Source organism: Streptomyces sp. NPDC038135 (assembly GCF_055601245.1).
Genome location: NZ_JBVJXS010000002.1, coordinates 22,818 through 41,006, shown reverse-complemented (window position 1 = coordinate 41,006; position 18,189 = coordinate 22,818). Strand labels below are relative to the sequence as shown.

At 72.8% G+C, this 18,189-nt stretch carries 10 protein-coding genes; 7 read left to right on the top strand and 3 right to left on the bottom strand.

The window, feature by feature from the left end; genetic code table 11:
* The first annotated feature begins 194 nt into the window (after positions 1-194).
* The 3 genes from ACZ7JA_RS04535 to galE all read left to right on the top strand — a co-directional run bounded on the left by ACZ7JA_RS04535 (position 195) and on the right by galE (position 4,162).
* Positions 195-1,466, top strand: a complete 1,272-nt coding sequence (locus tag ACZ7JA_RS04535) for a glycosyltransferase 87 family protein (protein WP_470807175.1) — start codon at positions 195-197, stop codon at positions 1,464-1,466.
* 43 nt (positions 1,467-1,509) lie between these two features.
* Complete coding sequence (locus ACZ7JA_RS04530; RefSeq protein WP_470807174.1) at positions 1,510-3,120, top strand: glycosyltransferase family 2 protein; 1,611 nt, start codon at positions 1,510-1,512, stop codon at positions 3,118-3,120.
* Positions 3,121-3,181: 61 nt separating this feature from the next.
* A complete protein-coding gene (gene galE, locus ACZ7JA_RS04525; RefSeq protein WP_389306229.1) occupies positions 3,182-4,162 on the top strand; it encodes a UDP-glucose 4-epimerase GalE in 981 nt (326 codons plus the stop codon).
* Positions 4,163-4,240: 78 nt separating this feature from the next.
* On the opposite strand, the gene ACZ7JA_RS04520 is transcribed toward galE, so the two are convergent.
* Positions 4,241-4,867 (bottom strand): TetR/AcrR family transcriptional regulator, encoded by a 627-nt coding sequence (locus tag ACZ7JA_RS04520; RefSeq protein ID WP_450749425.1) that lies wholly within the window; start codon positions 4,865-4,867, stop codon positions 4,241-4,243.
* 201 nt (positions 4,868-5,068) lie between these two features.
* On the opposite strand from ACZ7JA_RS04520, the gene ACZ7JA_RS04515 reads away from it, so the two are divergent.
* From ACZ7JA_RS04515 to ACZ7JA_RS04500, 4 genes are all read left to right on the top strand, one after another.
* Positions 5,069-5,977 (top strand): ABC transporter permease, encoded by a 909-nt coding sequence (locus ACZ7JA_RS04515; RefSeq protein WP_351665359.1) that lies wholly within the window; start codon positions 5,069-5,071, stop codon positions 5,975-5,977.
* A complete protein-coding gene (locus ACZ7JA_RS04510; protein ID WP_389306225.1) occupies positions 5,970-6,830 on the top strand; it encodes an ABC transporter ATP-binding protein in 861 nt (286 codons plus the stop codon). The genes ACZ7JA_RS04515 and ACZ7JA_RS04510 overlap by 8 nt, the downstream gene beginning before the upstream one ends.
* Before the next feature lie 152 nt (positions 6,831-6,982).
* Positions 6,983-9,178 carry a CDP-glycerol glycerophosphotransferase family protein gene (locus ACZ7JA_RS04505; RefSeq protein ID WP_389306223.1) on the top strand — a complete coding sequence of 732 codons (2,196 nt, stop codon included), beginning with the start codon at positions 6,983-6,985 and terminating at the stop codon, positions 9,176-9,178.
* Positions 9,175-10,839 carry a glycosyltransferase family 2 protein gene (locus ACZ7JA_RS04500; protein WP_470807170.1) on the top strand — a complete coding sequence of 555 codons (1,665 nt, stop codon included), beginning with the start codon at positions 9,175-9,177 and terminating at the stop codon, positions 10,837-10,839. Before ACZ7JA_RS04505 ends, ACZ7JA_RS04500 begins: the two co-directional genes overlap by 4 nt.
* A gap of 363 nt (positions 10,840-11,202) precedes the next feature.
* On the opposite strand, the gene ACZ7JA_RS04495 is transcribed toward ACZ7JA_RS04500, so the two are convergent.
* Both ACZ7JA_RS04495 and ACZ7JA_RS04490 read right to left on the bottom strand, forming a co-directional pair.
* Entirely contained in the window at positions 11,203-12,699 is a 1,497-nt protein-coding gene (locus ACZ7JA_RS04495; RefSeq protein WP_470807706.1) for a hypothetical protein, read from the bottom strand.
* A 175-nt stretch (positions 12,700-12,874) separates the two neighbouring features.
* Positions 12,875-17,824 (bottom strand): NAD-glutamate dehydrogenase, encoded by a 4,950-nt coding sequence (locus ACZ7JA_RS04490; protein ID WP_389306219.1) that lies wholly within the window; start codon positions 17,822-17,824, stop codon positions 12,875-12,877.
* Positions 17,825-18,189: the final 365 nt, after the last annotated feature.

The following is an 18,189-nucleotide window of genomic DNA, read 5'->3' as shown; positions in this document are numbered from 1 at the left end:
GGACGCGTCCCGGCACCCGGGCGGGCCCGGCCACGGGGACGGCGGCCGCCGCTTGCGTCTCGCCGTGCGGCTGCGGTTTCAGAGGAGACCCGAGGTTGACCACGGCCCGATCTTTTGCGATTAGCCAATCTTTGCCGGGGAATGACGGCGTATCGGCACAGATACACCATACGCCCGGATTAGGCTCGCGCGTGATGAACCGTCTCCGTGTCACCCCCGGCCCGGTCCTCGCCCTCTCCGCCGTCTGGCTCGTCACCCGCGCCCTGATGTCGTGGCTGCTCACGCACGACAGTTCGCCTCTGCTGGGCGGGGGCGCGGTGCCGCGCGAGGTGTGGCGGCTGTACTTCCACTGGTACGGCGTGCTGTCGCACGGCGCCTTCCCGGCCCATGACAGCACCTGGCAGTACCCGCCGGGCGCGGGCGTGGTGCTGCTGGCGCCGGGTGCGCTGCCGTGGCTCACGTACTTCCAGTCGTTCGTGGCGCTGGCGTTGGCCGCGGACGCGCTCGTCGCGGCGGCGCTGGTCCGGGCCGGGGCTCGGCCCGGCGGGAGCCTGCTCGGCGCGGCCCTGTGGACCTGCGGTCTGCCGCTGCTGCTGCACATCCCGCTGGCCCGGTACGACGTGCAGGTGACCGCGCTCGCCGTGGCCGCCCTGCTGGCGTCGGGGCGCTCCCCGCGCGCGGGCGGCGTCCTCGCGGCGCTGGGGGCGCTGGTGAAGGTGTGGCCGGCGCTGGTGCTGCTGGGCACGCCCCGGGGTGACGCGACCCGCCGGGCGTGGGGCTGGGCGGCGGCCGGCGGAGGTCTGGGCCTCGCCCTCCTCGCCGTCTCGTTCAGCCGTCCGCTGGCGTTCCTGCGGGAGCAGGGCGGCCGGGGCGTGCAGATCGAGTCGCTCGGCGGCACCGCGCTCAACCTGGCGCGCCATGCCGGCTGGCCCGGCCGGCCCCGCTACCAGTACGGCGCGATCGAGCTGGTCGGCCCGTACGTGCACGCCGTGGCCACCCTCTCCCTCGGGCTCACGGCGGCCGCGTTCGGGCTGCTGGTGCTGTGGCGGCTGCGGGCCCGGCACTGGAGTCCGGCCACCCCGTACGACGCCGCGCTCGCCGCGGTGCTGCTGTTCACCGTCACCAGCCGGGTCATCAGCCCGCAGTACCTGATCTGGCTGCTGGGCCTGGCCGCCGTGTGCCTGACGTCCCGGCACACCAGCCAGCGGCCGGTGGCCGTGCTGCTGCTCGCGGCGAGCGCGCTCAGCTCGCTGGCCTACCCGATGCTCTACCGCGAGGTCGTGGGCGGCACCTGGACCGGCTGTCTGCTGATGCTGGCCCGCAACGCGCTGCTGGCGGCGGCCGCGGTGCTGTCCTTCGTCCGGCTGTGGCGCTCGGCGAGGCCGCCGGCCGGAGAGCAGGCTCCCCCGACGCGGCTCCGCCCGGACTCCGACCGTCTCCCGGATCCAGCACTGAGCGGCCTGTAATGGGGTAATACAGACTTTCCTACGTTTCCGGCCCGTGGACCCCATGAGTACAGAACCGCACGACCCGCATCCGGCACCCCAGGTCGGTGTCGTCGTCATCGGCTACGACGACGCCGCGCACGTCGCCGACGCCGTACGCTCGGCGCTCGCCCAGGGACCGTCCGTCGGCGAGGTGGTCGCCGTGGACGACTGCTCGACGGACGGCAGCGCCGAGCTGCTGGAACGGCTGGCCGCCGGGGAGCCCCGGCTGCGGGTGGTGCGCCGGGGCGTGAACAGCGGCGGCTGCGGCACCCCGCGCAACACCGGGATCGAGGCGGTGACGATGCCGTACGTGATGTTCCTCGACAGCGACGACGTGCTGCCGCCCGGCGCGGTGGACGCGCTGCTGACGGCCGCCACCGAGGCGCGCGCCGAGGTCGCGGGCGGCCTCTGCGTGCGCCGGGAGCTGCCTTCCGGGCGCGAACAGCCGTGGCAGGCGGCGCTCTACACGGCGCCCGCCGTCCTCGCGCGCCCCTCCCAGCGCCCCCGGCTCGTCCACGACACCCTGTGCGTCAACAAGCTTTACCGGACCGGCTTCCTGCGCGAGCACGGCATCCGCTTCCCCGAAGGCCGCTTCCTCTACGAGGACTTCGTCTTCACCGCGCGCGTGCTGGCCGCCGCGCCGCGCGTCGCGCTCGTGCCGGACCGCGTGTACGTGTGGCACGTGCGCCGGTCGGCCGAGCGGCTCTCGCTCTCCCTGGACCGCGAGGACATCGGCAACTGGCAGGCGCGCACGCAGGCGTGCGCGCTGGCGTACGACATCCTGCTGAGCGCCGGGCAGAAGGTGCTGGCGCGGGCCGCGCGGGCCAAGTTCCTCGACCACGAGCTGCGCATGTACGCGCGCGAACTGGGCTTGCGCGACGCGCACTACCGGCGCGCGTGGTGGGCGCACACCCGTGAGTACCTGGCGCGCTACGACGCCGCCGACTGGGAGCTGAACCCGGCGGCCCCGGGGCGGCTGCTGGGCCGGGTCGTCCTGGAGTCGCCCGAGCCGCGCGACCTGCCACGCCTCAGGGAACTCGCCGCCCGCCCCGCCCGGTTGCTGCCGCCCTACGCCCGCACCGCCGACGGCACACCCGTCTGGTCACCCGAGCTGCCCCAGGTCACCCTCGCGCCCCTGCTCACCCGGCCCACCGGCGTCCTCCCCCTCGCGCTGGACGCGGAACTGCGCCCGCGCGCGCGGGACAGCCGGCTCCGCCTGCGGCTGCACGAGCTGTACGGACGGCTGGCCGCGGCCGGACCGCGGGAGCTGGACGTGGAGTGGCGGTCCCGGCAGGACGGGCGGCCCGCCCAGCGCGTCACGACGGCCCTCGCGCCCGCCGGAGCGGAGGGCTGGTCGGCCGAGGCGCCCGTCGACCTGGCCGCGCTCGGAGCGGGCACCTGGGACCTGCGCCTGACGGTGCGGTTCGCGGACGGCACGGCACGCGACCTCACCGCGCACGCCCTCGCGGGCGCCGGGCGGCTGCGCCGCCGTGTCGTCCCGAGCGCCCGGCACGGCCTGCTGCTGGTCCAGCCGTACGCCACGCACTCCGGCGCTCTGGCACTGCGCGTGGCGGCCGGGACACACGGAGTCGTCACAGTGGCCCGCGACCGGCTGCGCCGCCTGCTTCACTGACGTCCAGCAGTCAACAGCCGCCGGCCGCCACCGGCCGGCCACTGACGAGGGGACGGTCGCTATGACCTGGCTGATCACCGGCGGCGCCGGTTACATCGGGGCGCACGTCGTCCGCGCGATGGCCGAGGCGGGCGAGCGGACGGTGGTCTACGACGACCTGTCCACCGGCGCGGCGGCGCGCGTGCCGGACGGGGTGCCCCTGGTGCGGGGCTCGGTCCTGGACACCGCGGCCCTGGCCCGTACGCTCGCCGCGCACGAGATCACCGGCGTCGTCCACCTGGCGGCCAAGAAGCAGGTGGGCGAGTCGATGGAGCAGCCGCTGCGGTACTACCGGGAGAACGTGGAGGGTCTGCGCGTCCTGCTGGAGGCCGCGGTGGCGGCCGAGGTCACGTCCTTCGTGTTCTCCTCGTCCGCCGCGGTGTACGGCACGCCGGACGTGGACCCGGTCACCGAGGAAACCCCCTGCCGCCCGCTCTCCCCCTACGGCGAGACCAAGCTCGCCGGCGAGTGGCTGGTCCGCGCGACGGGCCGGGCGACCGGACTCGCGACCGCGTCCCTGCGCTACTTCAACGTCGCGGGCGCGGCCGCCCCCGAGCTGGCCGACACGAGCGTCTCCAACCTCGTCCCCATGATCTTCGAGAAGCTCACCGCGGGCGCGCCGCCCTGGATCTTCGGCGACGACTACCCGACCCCCGACGGCACCTGCGTCCGCGACTACATCCACGTGGCCGACCTGGCCGAGGCCCATGTGACGGTCGCCCGCGCCCTGCAGTCCGATCCGGGCCGCGACCTGACCCTCAACATCGGCCGCGGCGAGGGCGTGTCGGTGCGCGAGATGATCGACCGGGTCAACGCGGTCACCGGCTACGACCGGCCCCCGACCGTCACCGCCCGCCGCCCCGGCGACCCCGCCCGCGTGGTGGGGTCGGCCGACCGCATCGGCACCGAACTGGGCTGGCGGGCCAAGCGCGACGTCCAGGACATGATCGCCTCGGCCTGGGAGGGCTGGACGCATCTGCACCCGGAGGCGGCGCGCTCCTAGGGCGCCCCCGGAGCGGGCCGCCGGGCCCGCAGGCCTCCGGGTCCGCCGGCCTCCGGGTCCGCCGGCCTCCGGACCCGGTCACAGCGCGGTAAGGGCCGCCGCGGTGGCGCGGGCCAGGTCGTCCAGGTAGTTCTTCGGGAGCTTGGGGGAACGGATCACCACCGAGCGCCAGTAGAGGGGCCCGGAGATCAGGTCGAGGGCGAGGTCGGTGTCCACTCCGGACCGCACCTCGCCGCGCTGCTCCGCCGCGGCCACGATCCTGCTGGCCACCGAGTCCTGGCCGTCCCGCACCGCCTTCTGCAGCGCCTCGGCGATCTCCGGACTGCGGGCCGCCTCCGCCTGGAGGTCGGGGATGATCTGCGAGGCGACGGGGTGGCGCAGGGCGCGGGACGTGATGCCGTAGAGCAGGCGGAGGTCGCCCTCCAGCGAGCCGGTGTCCGGGACCGGGAGCCCCAGCACGGCCAGCGCGGAGACCACGTCCAGCACCAGGTGCAGCTTGGAACGCCACCGGCGGTACACCGCCGTCTTGCCGACGCCGGCCCGCCGCGCGATCCCCTCGATGGACATCCTGGCGTACCCGACGGCCGCCAGCTCCTCGAAGACGGCCGCCCGGATGGCCTCGGTCACGTCCTCCCGGAGCACGGCGGCCCCCGCTGGGGCCCGGCGGCGCGGACGCTTCGGGGTCTCGTCGGCGTTCGTCGTCATACGGACCAGCATAGGGCGTTACGACGAAACGGTTGCGTTCCGACGTTCGATGGTTCTACTCTCACGTTGCGACGATACGGTCCCGTCCCGACGTAAGAGAACGTGAAGAGAAGCGTAAGGAAACGCCGGACGACGGACGGGGACCGCTCAGGCCCGGCGAACGCCGGACGCACCCCCCTCCCCCGAGCGAAAGCAGCGGATGTGAGTCAGGTCCTCCACACACCGCCCCCCACCCAGGTCCCGGCCGAGGACGACCTCGCGGCGCTGGCCGCCCGGCACGGTCTGACGGTCAGCGGCGCCCGCCCCTCCCTGCCGGCGTACGTCCGGCAGCTCTGGGCTCGCCGCCACTTCATCACCGCCTTCGCCACCGCCAAGCTCACCGCCCAGTACAGCCAGGCGAAGCTCGGCCAGGTCTGGCAGGTCATGACCCCACTGCTGAACGCGGCGGTCTACTACTTCATCTTCGGCGTGCTGCTCGGCACCAAGCACAACGTCCCCGACTACGTGCCGTTCCTGGTCACGGGCGTGTTCATCTGGACGTTCACGCAGAGCTCGATCATGGCGGGCACCCGGGCCATCGCCGGCAACCTCGGCCTGGTCCGCGCCCTGCACTTCCCGCGCGCCGCGCTGCCGATCTCCTTCGCGCTCCAGCAGCTCCAGCAGCTGCTGTTCTCGATGGCCGCGCTGGTCGTCATCCTGCTCTGCTTCGGCGTCCCGGTCGCCGCCTCCTGGGTGCTGGCGATCCCCGCCCTGGTGCTCCAGTTCACGTTCAACGCCGGCGTGTCGATGGTCATGGCCCGCATGGGCGCCAAGACCCCCGACATCGCGCAGCTCATGCCGTTCGTGCTGCGGACCTGGATGTACGTGTCCGGCGTGATGTGGAGCATCGACAAGATCGACAAGAACGACCACCTGCCGCACATCGTCAAGCTGCTGCTGGAGCTGAACCCGGCGGCCGTCTACATCGACCTGATGCGGTTCGCGCTGATCGACAGCTTCCACACCCTGCCCCCGCACGTGTGGGCGGTCGCGACGGGCTGGGCCCTGCTCGCCGGGGTCGGCGGCTTCATCTACTTCTGGAAGGCTGAGGAGACCTACGGCCGTGGCTGAGCAGACCGGGACCACCAGCGAGCAGATCCCCACCGTCGTCGCCGACCGGGTCGACATCGTCTACCGGGTCAACGGCACCGGTGCGGGGCGCGGCACCGCCACTGCGGCCCTCAACCGCATGTTGCGGCGCCAGCAGGCCGAGAAGGCGGCGGGCGTGCGCAAGGTGCACGCCGTCAAGAAGGTGTCGTTCGTCGCCTACAAGGGTGAGGCCATCGGCCTCATCGGCACCAACGGCTCGGGCAAGTCGACGCTGCTGAAGGCGGTCGCCGGCCTGCTGCCCGTGGAGAACGGGCACATCTACACCGACGGCCAGCCCTCGCTCCTCGGCGTCAACGCGGCGCTGATGAACGACCTCACCGGCGAGCGCAACGTCCACCTCGGCGGCCTGGCCATGGGCATGTCCCGCGAGGAGGTCAAGCAGCGCTACGAGGAGATCGTCGAGTTCTCCGGGATCAACGAGAAGGGCGACTTCATCACCCTGCCGATGCGCACGTACTCCTCCGGCATGGCGGCCCGGCTGCGCTTCTCCATCGCCGCCGCCAAGGACCACGACGTCCTGCTGATCGACGAAGCCCTGGCCACCGGCGACCGCTCCTTCCAGAAGCGCTCCGAGGCCCGCATCCGCGAGCTGCGCAAGCACGCGGGCACGGTCTTCCTGGTCAGCCACAACAACAAGTCGATCCGGGACACCTGCGAGCGGGTGCTGTGGCTCGAACGCGGTGAGCTGCGCATGGACGGGGCGACGGACGACGTACTGAAGGAGTACGAGGCCTTCACCGGCGACAAGAGCGACAAGCCGGCCCGCAGGCCGGCGAAGAAGGCGGCCCCCAAGGCGCCCGCGACCACGCCGTAACGCCGAAACCCCGGCCCCGGACGCTCGTTCTCCCAGTGGGGCCGCGCTCGCGGACGCCCTTACCTCGGGCGTGGTTATCCTTTTCATACCGCTAGTGACAGTATGTTATGAAAGGTGCCCACCAGAGACGGCGAGCGCAAGGAGCCTCCGCGATGCCACACCTCAGCGTCATCGTCCACGGGCCGAACACCCAAGGACACCTGACCGAGCTGCTGGCCGCGCTGGAGACCCGCCCGCTCCCGGACATCGAGGTGATCGTCGCCGCCGTCGGCGACTGGGCCCGGGAGACGGCCGAGGAGCACGCCCCGGAGACGATCGTGGTGCCGCTGCCGGAGGGCACCGGCGACGGCGCGGCCCGGGCCGCGGGAGCGGCCCGGGCGTCCGGCCGCTGGCTGCACTTCGTGCACGCCAAGGACGGTCTGCCCGCCGGGGCGTCCCGGACGGTCGCCGAGCGCGCCGCGGAGCTGGACGACACGGTCGACGTGCTCCTCTTCGACCACGTCACCACCACCTGGCGGACCGCGGCGGCCCCGTCCTCCGGCGGCCGTCACCTCGCCGCCGCCGGCCGCGCCGCCCTGGCCCTGGACGACGCGGCCGACCTGCTGCGCCTCGCCCCGCTGCTCGGCACCCGCGCCCTGCGCGCCGAGTTCTGGCGGGCGCACGAGGACCTGCTCACCACCGACGACGAGCCGTACGCGGCCTACGCGGCCCTGCTGCGCGCCGGCCGCGTCGCCTGCCTGAACCAGGTGGCGTACGACGACCGCCGGCTGCGCCCCGAGAGCCTGCCGCCCCTCGCCCCCGAGGACCGGTACGCGCTCGTCGACCGCTACGAGTCCCTGCTCCCGCTCACCCGGGACCGCCGCGCGGCCCGCGCGGTGCTGTACGACCTGATGGTCCGCGACCTGCTGCGCACCTTCGCCCGGGAGGACCTGCCCGATGCGGTGGCCCGCGAGTTCTTCCGCCGGGCCTCGCTGGCCGCGGTCCGCTGGCGCCCCGAGAACCACCACCGCCCGGCCGGCCTGGAAGGCGTCCGGCACACCCTGCTGGAGGACGGCGCCTACACCAGGTACCGCGCCTTCCAGGCCGCCAACCGCACCCGGCGCGCCGCCCGGAAGGCGGTACGCGAGCGCAAGCGGCAACTGGGCGCGAAGGTCCGCGACCAGCAGTACCGCAGGGCGCTGAGCCGCCCGGTGGACCCCGGACTCGCCGTGTTCGCGGCCTACTGGGAGCGCGGGGTCGCCTGCAACCCGGCCGCGATCGCGGCCCGGCTCGGCGAACTCGCCCCGCACATCCGCCGGGTGTGGGTGGTGAGCAAGGAGAACGCGGCCCTGCTGCCCCCCGGCACCGACCACGTGATCCCCGGCACCCGCCGCTACTGGGAGACGCTGGCCACCGCCAAGTACCTGACGAACAACGTCAACTTCCCCAACGCGGTCGTCAAGCGCCCCGAGGCGGTCCACCTCCAGACCCACCACGGCACCCCGCTCAAGCGCATGGGCCTGGACCAGCGCGATCACCCGGCCGCCGCCAAGGGCCTGGACTTCGCCGCCCTGCTGGCCCGCGTCGACAAGTGGGACTACAGCGTCAGCGCCAACAGCCACTCCACCCGGATGTGGGAGCGCGCGTACCCGGCCCGCTACACCTCGCTGGACCACGGCTATCCGCGCAACGACGTCTTCTACACGAGCGGCGCCGCCGAGGTCCGCGCCGCCCGTGAGCGGCTGGGCATCGCCCCCGGCGCGAGAGCCGTCCTCTACGCCCCCACGCACCGCGACTACGAGGCCGGCTTCACCCCGAGGCTCGACCTCGCCGCGCTGGCCGACCGGCTCGGCGGTGACACGGTCCTGCTGGTGCGCGCCCACTACTTCTACGGCGGCGCGGCCTCCCCGCTCACCGGTCTGCGCCGGTCCGGCCGGATCATCGACGTCTCCTCCTACGACCCGGTCGAGGAGCTGTGCCTGGCCGCCGACGCGCTGGTCACGGACTACTCGTCGATCATGTTCGACTACGCCAACCTGGACCGGCCGATCGTGATCCACGCCGACGACTGGGAGACGTACCGCACCACCCGGGGCGTCTACTTCGACCTGATGGCCGACCACCCGGGCCAGGTCGCCCGCACCCAGGAGGAGCTGACCGAGATCCTCACGTCGGGCGCCTGGCGCGACGAGAGCGCGGCGAAGGCGCGGGCCGCCTTCCGGCGCCGGTTCTGCGAGTACGACGACGGACGCGCCGCCGAACGGGTCGTACGACGCGTCTTCCTCGGCGAACCCGAGGAGGCGCTGCCCCCGGTGATCCCGCTGGAGAGACGCACCCCCGCCCCGAGCCCCGAGGAGGCCGGCGCATGACGCTCCCCGACGTCACGGTCACCGTCATCGTCTACAACGACGCGGCCCGCCTCCCCCGCGCGGTCGCCTCGCTGCGCGCCCAGACCCACGCCAACATCGAGATCGTCATCAGCGACGACCACTCCACCGACGACACGCCCGCCGTGGCACGGGAGCTGGCCGCGCGCGACCACCGCATCCGCTACCTCCGCCTGCCGGAGAACAGCGGCGGCTGCAGCGCACCGCGCAACCGGGCCATCGAGATCGCCCGGGCGCCGTACCTGATGTTCCTGGACAGCGACGACGAACTCCCGCCCCGCGCCGTCGAGTCGCTGCTCGCCGCGCACCGCGAACGCGAGGTGGACTTCGCCATGGGCGCGGTGCGGCGGGTCCGGGTGGACAACGGGCGCCGCTCGACCTGGATGCCGCACCTGGTCGCCGAGCGCCGCACGCTGGACGGCATCGAGGCCGACCCGCGGCTGCTGTTCGAGCACCTGTCGACGAGCAAGATGTACGCGCGGGCGTTCCTTGACCGCCACGAACTCCGCTTCCCCGAGGGCATCCACTACGAGGACCAGCTCTTCTCGGCGCAGGCCTACTGCCTGGCGAAGGCGTTCACGATCATCCCGGACCCGGTGTACGTCTGGTACATCGAGCCGTTCGCCGAGCAGGCGGCGGCGTCCATCTCCAACCAGCGGCACAAGATCTCCAACGTCCGCGACCGGGTGCACGTACAGCGCCTGATCGACGACTTCCTGGTCGAGAGCGGGCACGCGGTGCTCCGCGAGGACAAGGACTTCAAGTTCCTCAAGCACGACTTCCGGATGTACGCGGGCGACCTGCCGTACCGGGACGACGCGTGGCTCGGGGAGTTCGCGCAGATCATGAACCCGTACCTGGACACGCTCGCGGACGGCGCCTTCGTCCGGCTGCCCCGCGCGGAGCGGGTGGTGCTCGAACTGCTGCGCGACGGGCGCCTGTCCGACGTACGGCTGGCGGCGCGCGGCCTCGGCCACAACGTGGCCCCGCGGCACGTCACCGCCGGCCCGTCCGGCGCCGCCTACTGGGGCGACACGCTCCCCGCGACCGACCGGGGCCGCCGTGAACTGGACATCTCCGACCTGGAACTGGACACCAAGCCGTTCACCAGCGCCCAGTTCCGCCACGAGATCACCGAGCTCACCCGGGGCCCGGGCGCCTGTATCGACCTGACCATCCGCACGTTCGACCCCGGCCTGCGGCTCCCGGTGGGGCCGCAGCGCGCGAGCCTGGTGCTGAGCCCCGGCCGGCGCCGTCTGACCGTCCCGTTCCGGCTGGACCCGGTGCGGCCGGGCGTCTTCGAGGGCCGGGTCCGACTGGACCTGGCGGCGGCACCGCTGCCCGTGCAGGGCTTCGACGGAGTGCGCCACCCGCTGCTCCGCCTGTCACAGCAGGGCCTGGCCAACTCGGGCCTGCTGCTGGCCCCGCTGGACTTCCCCTCGGCGCGGGCCCGGGTCGATCACCGCGCGGGCCTCACGGCCCACGAACTCACCATCGAACCCGAGGGCCGCAACCCCGGCCGCCTGCAGATCCGCTGGAGCCCCCGCTCCCTGACGGCCCACGTGGTCCGCCCCCTGACCCGGAAACTCGCCCACCCCAAACTCCGAAACGCAGCCCGCCTGGCCGCCAGCCTCCTGAAGTAACGCCCCACAGCCACGCCCGCCCTGGCTAGCCCAAGGGCGGGCAGGCGCGCGCACAACTGCAGGCGGCGAGCCGCCCAGCCGCAGACACCGGCCGCCCCTAGCCGCGGGCACGCACGCCCACCCAACCGCAGACACCGGGCCCGCCCAACCGCGGGCACGCGCGCCCGCCCAGCCACAGGGCTCCTAGCTGCGGGCACGCGTGCCGCTGGGGGCGGCACGGGTGGGCGGTGGGGGTCCCCCGCTCGAGCGAAGTCGAGAGTGGGGGAGGCACCCGGCGAGCGCGGGCAAGCGAAACGCCCCCGGCTCGCACCAACACCGTTCACCCGGAAACACCGCTCACCTCCCCCCCGGCCGGCAACACCCTCACCGCACCACCTCGTACAGCACCTGCCCCCCAGGCCCCCCAGCCACCCGCCGCAACCACGGCTCCGCATCCCCCCGCCCCCCGACCACCCACCGCACCCCGTACTCCCGCAACACACCCCGCCGCACAGCCGCAGCCCCGGAGCCCTCCGAGCCCCCGGAGCCCTCGGAGAAGTACCGCCGCTCCGCAGCCTCCCGAGCCCCCGCCGACGGCAGGAATACGTCGGGATACCCAGGCGCCACCGTGTACGCCCCGTACGCCGGAATCTGCCGCGAGGCCATCGTCCGCGCCATCACCACGTCCCCGTACCTCACCCACGGCGTGATCCAGTGGTACCCGGCCCAAGGCGTCCGGTACTTCGCCGCGACGGGCCCCGGCAGCGCGTCCCGCCCCGTCACGTAGCCGACCGTCCCCACCTGCGTCCACGCGCCCACCAGCAGCGCTGCGCCCAGCAGGCAGGCCCAGCCGGCCCGCACCGCCCGCCTCCCCGCCGACACGGCCTCCAGCGCGGCCGCGAGCTGCGCCGGGATCAGCGCGGCGGGCAGCGCCCGGCCCCACGAGTAGTGCCCGGTCAGCCCGCCCGCGGTGAACACCAGCATGCCGAGCAGGAAGAACAGCACCAGCGGATCCCGGCGGTCCCGCCGCCACCGCGCCCCCAGGGCCGCCACCCCGAGCAGCACCAGCCCGAACCGCCCGGCCAGATGCCCGTACAGCGACCGGTGGATCGCCTCGAGGTCGGCGCCCGCGGCGAACAGCGCGAAGAAGTCGTAGTACGGCCACACCCACAGCAGCACCAGGCCGAGGGCGGCCGCGGCGCCGAGCCGGGGCCACTCGGCGCGGCCCGGCCGCGCGGCGACCACCGTGGCCAGCGCCCCGAGGGAGGCCACGACCCCGGTGAACTGGTGGCACAGCAGGATCAGCGCCCAGAGCGCGCCCAGGCCCAGCCACCCGCCCCAGCCGGCCCCGGCGCGCAGCGCCCGGGTGAGCCACGCCCAGAAGTGGAACGAGAGCCCGAGGGCCAGGACGCTGGGGTACGCCACCGTCAGCGCGAGGGAGTTGAGGCCGAGGAAGCCGCTCCAGTTGAACAGCAGCGGGCCCCACAGCAGGACCAGGCTCAGAAACGCCAGGGCGGGCGCCGCGCGGTGGGCGCTGAGGGTGCGGACGTAGCGCCACACGCCTGTGGCCAGCAGCCCCAGCCCCACGAGCGCGCCGACCCGCAGCACGTGGAACACCGGCAGCCCGGTCACCCGGGCGAGACAGCCCAGCAGGAGCATCCAGGGCGAGTAGTACGGGCTCGTCGTGTCGGCGTCGACCAGCGGGTTGCCCGGGTGCAGCAGGCTGTGCCGCAGGCGCTGCACGGTCGCCGCGTGCATGCCGAGATCGCCCGCCCAGGGCAGGCGGACGATCACCAGGAGCATCAGGACCAGCACGAGCGCCGCGGCGACCGAGGGCAGTGCCCGCCCGGCCCGGGCGGCGCCGGGCGGGCAGGGGCGCATCCCGCGCGACCACTGCCGGGCGGTTCTCGGTGAGGTCGCTGTCACAGGCCAGACCCTATCGGAAATGTCCTGAAAGCCCGGAATCAGACTATTCGCCCTAATGGGCAGGGACGAAGGCGCCCCGGGCCTGGACCGGCCCGGGGCGCCTTCCACAGCCGTACGGCTGACGCCGTGGCTACGAGTGCGAGCGCAGCAGCGTCCGCATGGTCCGCATCGCCACCGACAGGTTGGCGAGGTCGAACTCGTCGGAACCGCGGATCTCCACCAGGGTGGTGCGCGCACGGGAGAGCAGCGCGGCGTTCTTCTGCTCCCACAGGTCGAAGCGCTGCTCCGGCGTGGAGGTGCCGTTGCCGACGGCCAGGACGTCGGCGGTCAGCGCGGCGTGTGCGGCGTACAGGTCCTCGCGGATCGCCGCGCGGGCCATGGACTGCCAGCGGTCGTTGCGCGGCAGCTCGATGATGCGGTCCATGAGCTGGGTGATGCCGAGCCGGTCGGCGAGGTCGTAGTACACCTCGGCGACGTCCAGCGGCTCCTTGCCCATGCGGTCGGCCACCGAGACGATGTCGAGCGCCGGGAAGGCGGAGGAGAACCCGGCCACGCGGGTGGCCAGCTCGTCCGGGACCCCGGCGGCGGACAGCTCGTCGAAGACGTGCTGGTACCACTCCTGGTCCGCGCCGCGCACCAGCTTCGGCAGCTGCTGCCAGACCTGCTCGACCCGCTCGGCGAAGAACTCCACCGTCTCTGCGAGCTGCAGCGGCTGCGGCCGGTTGTTGAGCAGCCAGCGGGTGCCGCGCTCGACCAGACGGCGCGAGTGCAGCCGGATGCGGGTCTGGACGGCCGCCTCGACCTTGTTGTCCAGCTCCTCCACCGCGTCCCACACCGGCGCCGAGCAGAAGATCGCGCGGGCCGCGGTCTGGGCGCGGACGATCTCCTCCAGCGAGGCTCCGGTCTCCTCGCGCAGCCGGTGCAGGTACGTCGTACCGCCCGTGTTGACCGTGTCGTTGACCAGCACGGTCGTGGTGATCTCGCGGTGCAGTGGGTGGCTTTCGATGCCCTCGGGGAACCGCTCGCGCAGCGCCGCCGGGAAGTAGGCGTGCAGCAGGGTGCGCAGGTACGGGTCGTCCGGCAGCGAGGTGTGCAGCAGCTCCTCGGCGACCGTGATCTTCGTGTACGCCAGCAGCACGGCCGTCTCCGGGCCGGTCAGGCCCTGGCCCTGGGTGAGGCGCTCACGGATCTGGCGGTCGGTGGGCAGGAACTCCAGCGCCCGGTCGAGGTGGCCCTCGCGGACCATGTGGCGGATGAACCGCTGCTGCGCGTGCAGCATGTCCTTGGACTGGGCGAGTGCGTTGGCGATCGCCGTGTTCTGCGCGTAGTTGTTGCGCAGCACCAGGCTGCCGACCTCGTCGGTCATCTCGGCGAGCAGCTTGTTGCGCTGCTTGACGGTCATGTCGCCGTCCGTGACCAGCCCGTTGAGCAGGATCTTGATGTTCACCTCGTGGTCGGAGGTGTCCACGCCGGCGCTGTTGTCGATCGCGTCGGTGTTGATCCGGCCGCCGTGCAGCGCGAACTCGATGCGGCCGAGCTGGGTCAGGCCCAGGTTGCCGCCCTCGCCGACGACCTTGACCCGCAGGTCGCTGCCGTCGACGCGGATGGCGTCGTTGGCCTTGTCGCCGACGTCGGCGTTCGACTCGGCCGACGACTTCACGTACGTGCCGATGCCGCCGTTCCACAGCAGGTCGACCGGGCTGTGCAGGATGGCCTTCATCAGGTCGGCCGGCGTCATCTTGGAGACCTTCTCCTCGATGCCCAGGGCCTGGCGGATGTGCGCGTTGAGCGTGATCGCCTTCGCGGTGCGCGGGAAGATCCCGCCGCCCGCCGACAGCAGCGCGGTGTCGTAGTCGGCCCAGCTCGAGCGGGGCAGCTCGAACAGGCGCCGGCGCTCGGCGTAGGAGGTGGCCGCGTCCGGGTTCGGGTCGATGAAGATGTGCCGGTGGTCGAAGGCGGCGACCAGGCGGATGTGCTCGGAGAGCAGCATGCCGTTGCCGAAGACGTCACCGGACATGTCGCCGATGCCGACGACCGTGAAGTCCTCGCTCTGCGTGTCCACGCCCAGCTCGCGGAAGTGCCGCTTCACGGACTCCCAGGCGCCGCGCGCGGTGATGCCCATGCCCTTGTGGTCGTAACCGGCCGAGCCGCCGGAGGCGAAGGCGTCGCCGAGCCAGAAGTGGTACTTCTCGGCGACCTCGTTGGCGATGTCCGAGAAGGTCGCCGTGCCCTTGTCGGCCGCGACCACCAGGTAGGTGTCGTCGCCGTCGTGCCGTACGACGTCGCGCGGCGGGACGACCTCGCCGGCCACCATGTTGTCGGTGATGTCGAGCAGCGCCGAGATGAACGTCTTGTAGCTCGCGATGCCCTCGGCCAGCCACGCGTCCCGGTCCACGCTCGGGTCCGGGAGCTGCTTGGCGACGAAGCCGCCCTTGGCGCCGACCGGCACGATGACGGTGTTCTTCACCATCTGCGCCTTGACCAGGCCGAGGATCTCGGTGCGGAAGTCCTCACGGCGGTCGGACCAGCGCAGGCCGCCTCGGGCGACCTTGCCGAAGCGCAGGTGCACGCCCTCCACCCGCGGCGAGTACACCCAGATCTCGTACGCCGGGCGCGGCGCGGGCAGGTCGGGGATGGCCTGCGGGTCGAACTTCATGGAGACGTAGTCGTGCGGCTCGCCGCTCTGCGCCTCCTGGAAGAAGTTCGTGCGCAGCGTGGCCTTGATGACGGTCAGGAAGGAGCGCAGGATGCGGTCCTCGTCGAGGCTCGCCACCTGGTCCAGCGCCGCGTCCAGCTCCTCCAGCAGGGCGTCGGTGATCTCCGAGCCGGCCTTCTGCCGGTCCGGCGACATCCGCGCCTCGAACAGGGAGACGAGCAGCCGGGTGGTGTGGACGTTGTCGCGGAGGGTGTCCTCCATGTAGTCCTGGCTGAAGGTGGAGCCGGCCTGCCGCAGGTACTTGGCGTACGCGCGCAGCACCATGGCCTGCCGCCAGGTCAGCCCGGCGCTCAGCACGAGGGCGTTGAAGCCGTCGTTCTCCGCCTTGCCGGTCCAGGTGGCGGCGAAGGCCTCCTGGACGCGCTCACGGGCGTCGTCTCCGAAGTGGTCGGTGCCGGCCGGCGACTTGGGCATGCGCAGGCCGAAGTCGTAGATCCAGGCGGTGGTGCGGTCCGCGCAGCGCAGCTCGTACGGGCGCTCGTCCACGACCTCCACGCCGAGCCGCTGGAGCACCGGCAGCACCGCGGACAGGGAGACCGAGTCGCCCCTGCGGTAGATCTTGAAGCGGCGCTCGTCGGGGGCGGCGCCGACCGGCTCGTACAGGCTGAGGGAGAAGTTGTGGCCCTTCTCCTCGCTGAGCCGCTCCAGGTGGACCAGGTCGGCGACGGCCGCGCGCGGGCTGTGGTCGGCCTTGTAGCCCTCGGTGAAGGCGTTGTTGTAGCGGCGCAGCAGCTCGGCGGCGCGCTCCTCGCCCAGCTCGGCGTTGAGCGCCTCGGCGAACGCGTCGGCCCAGGAGCGGGCGGCCTCGACCAGCCGCGCCTCGATGCGCTCCTTGTCCGCGTCCGAGAGCTGGGGCAGCTCGGTGCCCGCCGGGACCCGGACGACGAAGTGCAGCCGGGACAGGATCGACTCGGTGTTCCAGGCGGTGAAGTCGACGCTGATGCCGCCGAGCTCCTCCTTCAGGATGTCGATGATCCGCAGCCGGACGCCGGTGGTGTAGCGGTCGCGCGGGAGGTAGACGAGGGCCGAGTAGTAGCGGCCGTACTCGTCCTGCCGCAGGTACAGCCGCAGCCGACGGCGCTCCTGCAGGTACAGCACGCTCGTCGCGATGGCCTGCAGCTCGGCGACCGGGGTCTGGAACAGCTCGTCGCGCGGGTAGGTCTCCAGGATCTGGAGCAGGTCGCGGCCGTCGTGGCTCTCCGGCGAGAAGCCGGCCCGCTGCAGGACCTCGTCGACCTTGCGCCGGATGACCGGGACCCGGCGGACCGACTCGGTGTAGGCGGCGGAGGAGAACAGGCCGAGGAAGCGGCGCTCGCCGACGACGTTGCCGTCCGCGTCGAACTTCTTGACGCCGATGTAGTCCAGGTACGACGGCCGGTGCACGGTGGCGCGGCTGTTGGCCTTGGTCAGGACGAGCAGCTTGTGCTCGCGGGCCTTGGCGCGGGCGTCGGCGGGCAGCCGCTCGAAGGAGGGGCTGACGGGGTGCTGGTCGTCCGCTGAGTGGTGCGGGTCCGCGCGCAGTATGCCCAGACCGGTGCCGGGCACGGCGGCCAGGCAGTCGTCGCCGCGCAGCTCGTACTCGCGGAAGCCGAGGAACGTGAAGTGGTCGGAGGAGAGCCAGCGCAGCAGCTCGCGGGCCTCCTCGGCCTCGGCGGCGGGCAGGTCGCCCGGCAGCGGCTCGCTCTCCAGGCCGTCGGCGATGCGGGCGGCCGCGTCGCGCATCTTCTCCCAGTCCTCGACGGCCTCCCGGACGTCGGACAGGACGCGCAGCAGGTCGGCGGTGATCTGCTTCAGGTCGGAGCGGTCGGTCTCCCGGTCGATCTCGACGTGGATCCAGGACTCGATGTGCGCGTCGTGCGGGAGGTCGCCGGTGGGCGAGGTCGGCAGGACCTCGATCAGCTTGCCGGTGACGTCGCGCCGGACGACGAACTGCGGGTGGATGACGACGTGGATGCCGCGGCCCTGCCGGGTCAGCTCGTTGGTGACCGAGTCGACGAGGAAGGGCATGTCGTCGGTGACGACCTCCACGACGGTGTGGCTGCAGGTCCAGCCGTTCTCTTCCACGGTCGGGGTGTGCACCCGGACGTTGGCGGTGCCCTGCGGCCGGTTCTCGGCGAGCCGGTAGTGCGAGACCGCGGCGCCGAAGACGTCGACCGGGTCGCGGTCCGACAGGTCTTCCGGGGCGGTGTGCAGGTAGTAGCGCTGGAGGAACGCGTGCCCGGCCTCGCTGTCGGGGATGCCGGCCGCGCCCTCGCCCGTCGCCGTCGTCCCGGTCGGTAGGTGCCCCCCGACCGGGCTGTTCTCAGCTACCCGGGCCGCCCGTTCGAGCAGCTCGGCCTTGGCTTCGTCCAGCTTGGTCTGCATTGTCCTCTGGCTCCTGTCGCGCGCCGTTGCGTGACGTAGAAGGAAATACGGTCTCTTTCCCTCCGGCTCGACGCCACGGCCCGGGGTGTCCGGTCCGATCCGACGCTATGCCGCGAGGTGAGAAGAGCGGGGGGTATTCGGCCATTTTCGACACGCCCGCCGGGTGTGACGCCGCTCTCGGCGCCGCCGGCTCGTGGGCCGTGCTCGGCATCCCGGGGGCTTCGGCGCCCCCGGCCCGCCCGCGAAGACCAGCGACCGCCGCCCGGTCACGGAGGTGCTCCGTGCAACCCGGGCGCGGGGCAGGGGCAACGTCGCCCCCGCGAGCTATCGCGCTGATCACGCCACAAGGCTATCGCTCCTTACCC